This is a genomic window from Corallococcus sicarius (genome assembly GCF_003611735.1).
In the GTDB taxonomy this organism is placed as follows: Bacteria; Myxococcota; Myxococcia; order Myxococcales; family Myxococcaceae; genus Corallococcus; species Corallococcus sicarius.
On record NZ_RAWG01000446.1, the window covers coordinates 1 to 6059 of the forward strand.

At 70.6% G+C, this 6059-nt stretch carries 5 protein-coding genes; all 5 read left to right on the forward strand.

Features of this window, described 5'->3' with window-relative positions; translation table 11 throughout:
- Positions 1–8 precede the first annotated feature (8 nt).
- A complete protein-coding gene (locus D7X12_RS38230; RefSeq protein ID WP_120630103.1) occupies positions 9–1403 on the forward strand; it encodes a TldD/PmbA family protein in 1395 nt (464 codons plus the stop codon).
- A 30-nt stretch (positions 1404–1433) separates the two neighbouring features.
- Complete coding sequence (locus D7X12_RS38235; protein ID WP_120630100.1) at positions 1434–2780, forward strand: TldD/PmbA family protein; 1347 nt, start codon at positions 1434–1436, stop codon at positions 2778–2780.
- A 63-nt stretch (positions 2781–2843) separates the two neighbouring features.
- Entirely contained in the window at positions 2844–3854 is a 1011-nt protein-coding gene (locus D7X12_RS38240) for a ParB N-terminal domain-containing protein (RefSeq protein WP_120630101.1), read from the forward strand.
- Positions 3855–3911: 57 nt separating this feature from the next.
- The gene (locus D7X12_RS38245; protein WP_120630102.1) at positions 3912–5315 is read left to right on the forward strand and encodes a sigma-54-dependent transcriptional regulator; all 1404 of its coding nucleotides are present in this window, start codon (positions 3912–3914) and stop codon (positions 5313–5315) included.
- Between the two features lie 211 nt (positions 5316–5526).
- Positions 5527–6059: type II secretion system protein N (locus D7X12_RS38250; RefSeq protein ID WP_279637282.1), on the forward strand; the 533-nt coding region annotated here is incomplete at its 3' end.

Here is a 6059-nt window from a genome sequence, read left to right on the forward strand (position 1 = left end):
CCCCGCTCCTGCCCCCCGGGCTCCTGGAGCGCCTCCTGGCGGAAGCCATGGGCCGGGGCGCGGACTTCGCGGAGGTGTACGTGGAGCGCACGTCCACCACCGCCGTCGTCCTGGAGGAGTCGCGCATCAAGAGCGCCCAGGTGGGGCTGGTGCAGGGCGTGGGCGTGCGGGTCATCACCGGGGCCAAGGTGGGGTACGCCTACTCCGACGACTGGGACGAACCCGCGCTGCTCCGGGCCGCGCGCACCGCGGCGATGATTGCCCAGGGCGGCGGCTCCGAGCGCGCCTTCCCCATCAAGCGCGTCGCGGTGCCCAGCCACTACCGGGTGGCCCAGCCGCTGGAGGACGTGGCGGTGGCCCGGAAGACGGCGCTGCTCACCCGCGCGGACGCGGCCGCCCGCGCCTTCGACGGGCGCATCCAGCAGGTGAACGCCGCCTATGTGGACCAGACGCGGCGCATCGCGGTGGCCAATACCGCCGGCCGCTACAGCGAGGACACCCAGGACCAGTCCCGCCTGAGCGTGCAGGTGGTGGCGCTGGGCAAGGGGGGCGAGCGGCGCACCGGCATGTATGGCAGCGGCGGCCGGGTGTCCTTCACCTACTGGGATGGCGTGACGCCGGAGAGCGTGGGCCAGGAGGCCGCGCGCCAGGCCATCGCCACGCTGGGCGCGGTGGACTGCGTGGCGGGCCCGCAGACGGTGGTGCTGGCCCCGGGCTGGAGCGGCATCCTCCTGCACGAGGCGGTGGGCCACGGCCTGGAGGCGGACTTCATCCGAAAGGGCACCTCGCTGTTCGCTGGGAAACTGGGGGAGAAGGTGGCCTCGGACCTGGTGACCGTGATTGACGACGGCACGGTGTCCAGCGCGCGCGGCTCCATCAACATCGACGACGAGGGCGTGCCGGGCGAGCGCAAGGTCCTCATCGAGAACGGCGTCCTCAAGGGCTACCTCTATGATCAGCTCAACGCGAAGCTGATGAACCAGCGCTCCACCGGCAGCGGCCGGCGCGACTCGTTCAAGAGCCTGCCCCTGCCGCGCATGACGAACACCTTCCTGGCGCCCGGGGACCACGCGCCGGAGGACATCCTCAAGGAGGTGAAGCGCGGCCTGTACTGCGCCACCTTCGGCGGGGGCCAGGTGGACATCAGCAACGGCAACTTCGTCTTCGAAGTGAGCGAGGCCTACCAGATTGAAGACGGGAAGCTGGGCCGGCCGGTGAAGAACGCCATCCTCATTGGCGTGGGGCCGGAGGCGCTGAAGAACATCACCCGCGTGGGAACCGACCCGATGCCGGACCCCGGCATGGGCATCTGCGTGAAGGACGGGCAGATGCTGCCCGTGGGGGTGGGCCTGCCCACCGTGCGCATCGACAACGTCACCGTGGGCGGCACCCGGGTCGGCTGAAGCCGGCGCTTTCAGCGAAGGAACGACAACGTGAACTACGAACAGCTCGCGAAGAAGATCGTCCAGCGCGCGGTGAAGCGGGGCGCGAAGCAGGCGGAGGCGTACCTGGAGGTGGGCCGCCAGAGCAGCGTGCGCGTCCGCGAAGGCCAGATTGAAGACCTCACGGAAGCGGCCAGCAAGGGCGTGGGCGTGCGCGTCTTCGTCAAGGACCGGCTGGGCTTCGCGTACACCTCCGACTTCACCCCCGCCGGGCTGGAGCGCGTGGTGGACCTGGCCGTGCAGCTGGCGGAGGCCGCCGCGCCCAGCAAGTTGAACGGCCTGCCCTCCTCCAGGGACCTGGGCAAGCGCGGCGACACCGGCCTCCTCTTTGATCCGAAGGTGGCGAACCTCCCCGGCGACTGGAAGATCAACGCGGCGCTGGAGGCGGAGCGCGCGGGCCGGGCGCAGGATGCGCGCGTGGCCACGTTCGACTCCGTGTCCGCGGGCGACTTCGTGACGGAGGTGTACCTGGCCTCCAGCGAGGGCGCCACGGGCGGCTACTCCGGCACGTACGTGTACCTCTTCGCCATGCCGGTGGCGTCGCAGGACGGCCAGCTCCAGACGGGCTACTGGCTGGACTACAAGCGCTTCTTCGACGACCTGGAGTCGCCGGAGTCCATTGGCCGCGAGGCGGCGAAGCGCGCGGTGCGCATGCTGGGCGCGAAGTCCGTGAAGACGCAGCAGGTGCCCGTGGTGTTTGATCCGCTGGTGGCCGCGAGCTTCGTGCAGAACGTGGCCCAGGCCGCGGACGGCAACGCCGTGTACCAGCAGTCCAGCGTGCTCGCGCCCCACGTGGGCAAGCGGCTCGCGGGCAAGCACGTCACGCTGGTGGATGACGGCCTCCTGCCGCGGGGGCTCGCCACCGCGCCCTTCGACGGCGAGGGCGTCCCCACCCGGCGCACGCCCATCCTGGACGGAGGCGTGCTCTCCGGCTTCCTCTACGACGCCTTCACCGCGCGCAAGGCGAAGGCGCGCACCACGGGCAACGCGTCGCGCGGCTACAGCGCGCTGCCGGGCATCGGCACCACCAACCTCTACCTGGAGCCGGGGACGCAGACGCCGGAGGAGCTGATCCGCCAGGTGCCCCGGGGGCTGTACGTGACGGCGCTGCTGGGCCACGGCGCGGATCCGGTGTCCGGCGACATGTCCTGCGGGGCGAACGGCCTCTGGATTGAAAACGGTGAGCTGACGCACCCCGTGCAGGAGGTCACCGTCGCGGGCAACCTCCTCCAGATGTTGAAGGACGTGGACGCGGTGGGCAACGACCTCCAGTTCCGCGGCGGCGCGGCCGGAGCGCCCACTGTCCGCTTCCGACAGCTCACCGTTTCGGGCGCCTAGCGCGTCCGGCGGCGTCGCGTACGGTGGGGACCCTCACGCTGACGGCAAGGAGGGTCCATCCGCATGGCCGCGAAGTCCGCCCGCAAGTCCGCCCCCGCGAAGTCGAAGTCGGCCACCCCGCGCAAGCCCCGGCGCAAGAAGGCCGAGCCGAGGTCGCGGGGCCTCTCCGCCTCAGAAGTCGCGAGCGAAGCCGTGGCCTTCCCGGACGCCCTGCTCCAGGCGGTGCGCGAGGACGGCGGACAGGTGCTCTCCGTCTACCGCGACCCGCTGGGCGGCCACCCCGTCGTCTTCGCCGTGCTGCCCATCGACAAGGTGGAGCCCACGCCCTACCAGCGGGATTTGTCCGAGCCCCACGTGAAGCGGCTCGCCACCGCGATGGAGCGGTTGGATCGCTTCCTCGACCCCGTCATCGCCGTGCGCGTGGAGGGCCACTACTGGACGCCCAACGGCAACCACCGCCTGCACGCAAGCCGCCTGCTGGGCGCGAAGTCCATCGTCGCGCTGCTGCTGCCGGAAGAGGACGTGGCCTATCAAATCCTCGCCCTCAACACGGAGAAGGCCCACAACCTGAAGGAGCGCTCCCTGGAGGTCATCCGCATGGCGCGAGGCCTCGTGGGCGCGGGCCGCCCGGGCCGCGAGTCCGCCTTCGCCCACCTCTTCGAGGAGCCGTCCTTCCTCACGCTCGGCGCCGCCTACGAGAAGCGCGCCCGCTTCTCCGCTGGCGCCTACCACCCCTTCGTCAAGGTGGTGGAGGGCTTCCAGGAGCTGCCCCTCCCGGAGGCCCTGGCCCTGCGCGATGCCCGCGCGGACCGGCTCCTGGAATTGGACGACGCGGTGGTGGCCATCGTCGCGGGCCTCAAGGAGCGCGGCCTCCAGAGCCCCTACCTCAAGAACTTCGTCGTCGCCCGCATCAACTTCCTGCGCTTCCGCAAGGACGGCTCGCCCCCCGCCTTCGACGCCACGGTGGACCGCATGCTGGCCAGCGCCCGGCGCTTCAACCTGGACAAGGTGCGCCGCGAGGACATCGGCCGCATGGGCGGTGGCCCCCTGGAACCGGACGAAGAGCAGGCTTGAAGGGCGCTTGAAGGGAATGGGGATTGCAGGGTGGGCGTACAAGAGGCCTTGCACCCCATGACTGCTCCCACGGTCCTGGTCGTCGACGACGACCGCGCCAATCTCGATTCCGTAGCCCGCATCTTCCAGCGGGAAGGCTTCGCCACGCTCGCCGCCGCGCAGGGCACGGAGGCGCTGGAGATGCTCCGCCGCCCGGAGGTCAGCGTCATGGTCACCGACCTGATGATGCCCGGCATGGACGGCCAGGAACTGCTCAAGGCCAGCCGCACCATCCGTCCCGACGTGGAGGTGGTGCTGATGACGGCCTACGGCACGGTGGAGACGGCCGTGGCCGCCATGAAGGACGGCGCCTACGACTTCATCACCAAGCCCCTCAAGCGCCACGCCCTGGTGAAGGCCGTGCAGAAGGCGCTGGAGAAGCAGGCGCTCGTCCAGGAGAACACCTCCCTCAAGGCGAAGCTCGCGGAGATCAACCCCGCGGGCGGCCGCGCCATGGTGGGCCAGTCCCCTGCCTTCCGCGCCATGCTGGACACCATCCGCCAGGCCGCGCCCTCCACCGCCACGGTGCTGCTCTTGGGCGAGTCCGGCACCGGCAAGGAGCTGGCCGCCAGGGCGCTGCACGAGCACTCCGCCCGCGCGCGCCAGGCTTTCATCGCCGTCAACTGCGGCGCCATCCCGGAGAGCATCCTGGAGGCGGAGCTCTTCGGCGTGGAGCGCGGCGCGTACACCGGCGCGGTGGCCCGGCGCGAGGGCCGCTTCGAGCGCGCCCACGGCGGCACCCTCTTCCTCGACGAAGTGGGGGAGATGCCGCTCGCGGCCCAGGTGAAGCTCCTGCGCGTGCTCCAGGAGGGAGAGCTGGAGCGGCTGGGCGGCACGCAGACCGTGAAGGTGGACGTGCGGCTCGTCGCCGCCACCAACAAGGACCTGCAGAAGGAGGTGGCCGAAGGCCGCTTCCGCGAGGACCTCTACTACCGCCTGCACGTCGTGGAGATCCGCGTGCCCGCGCTCGCCTCCCGCCGCGAGGACATCCCGCTCCTGGCGGACGCGTTCCTGCGCCGCTTCTCCGCGAAGAACGGCAAGGTGCTGCGCGGCTTCTCCCCGGACGCGCTGGGCGTGCTGGAGAACTACGCGTGGCCGGGCAACGTGCGCGAATTGGAGCACGCCGTGGAGCGCGCCGTGGTGCTCGCCAAGACGGACGTGCTGGAGGCCAGCGACCTGCCGGAGTCCGTGCGCAAGGGCCCGCTGGGCTCGGCAGGACAGCTCGTCATCCCCATTGGCACCCCCATGGAGGAGATCGAGCGCCGGGTCATCCACGAGACCCTGCGCCACACCAAGGGCGACAAGACGCTCGCCGCCCGCCTGCTGGGCATCGCCGCGCGCACCATCTACCGCAAGCTGGAGCGCGAGCAGCTGGGCCCGGACGCCCCCGTCCCCCCCTCGCCTCCCGGGTCGGCGGACTGAGCGGCGGACTGACAGGCCGTCACACCGGCCCCCGCCCGCTTTTGACAAAATGTCCGGACGCGTTGTCAGGGCCGCCCCCTTGGCCGGGCCCGCGTCCTATTCCGAAATAATTCCGAGCACTTGGCCGTAAGTCCTGGGTTTCAAACCTGCCCAGCGATGGCACCTGCCTTGCTCACGGTACCCGTGGGGCTGGCTTTCTCCCGGAAGCGTGATGGAACTCTTCTTTCGTAAGTACTTCTGGACCGTGAACCTGCTGTTCATCCTGCTCGTCGCCCTGCTGGCGTCGCGCACGGTGAACCTGTTCGTCGAATCCAGCATCTCCCCGGCGCCCTCGGCCGAGGCGTCTCCCCGCGTCGCCCAGCGCGCCCTCACCACCGACACCGTCCTCGCCTCCATTGATCCGGAGCGCCTGTCGCGCCTCACCGGCGTGAAGCTGCCGGAGCCGGAGGTCGCGGTGAAGGAGCCCACCACCCCGGAGTTCGACGCCAACGCGCCGCCCGCCAAGAGCGGCCTGCGGGTGAAGCTGCTGGGCACGCTCGTCGCCGGCAACGCGGACTGGTCCTTCGCGTCCATCCAGGACATGACCACGCAGCGCTCGCAGACGTACATGATCGGCAACACCCTGATGGGCGCCACCGTCATGGAGATTGAGCGCGAGCGCGTCATCATCAACAACGGCGGTCGCAAGGAGTTCATCGACGGGCAGCCCGGAGACGGCGCCGTCGCCGCCTACACCCCGCCCCC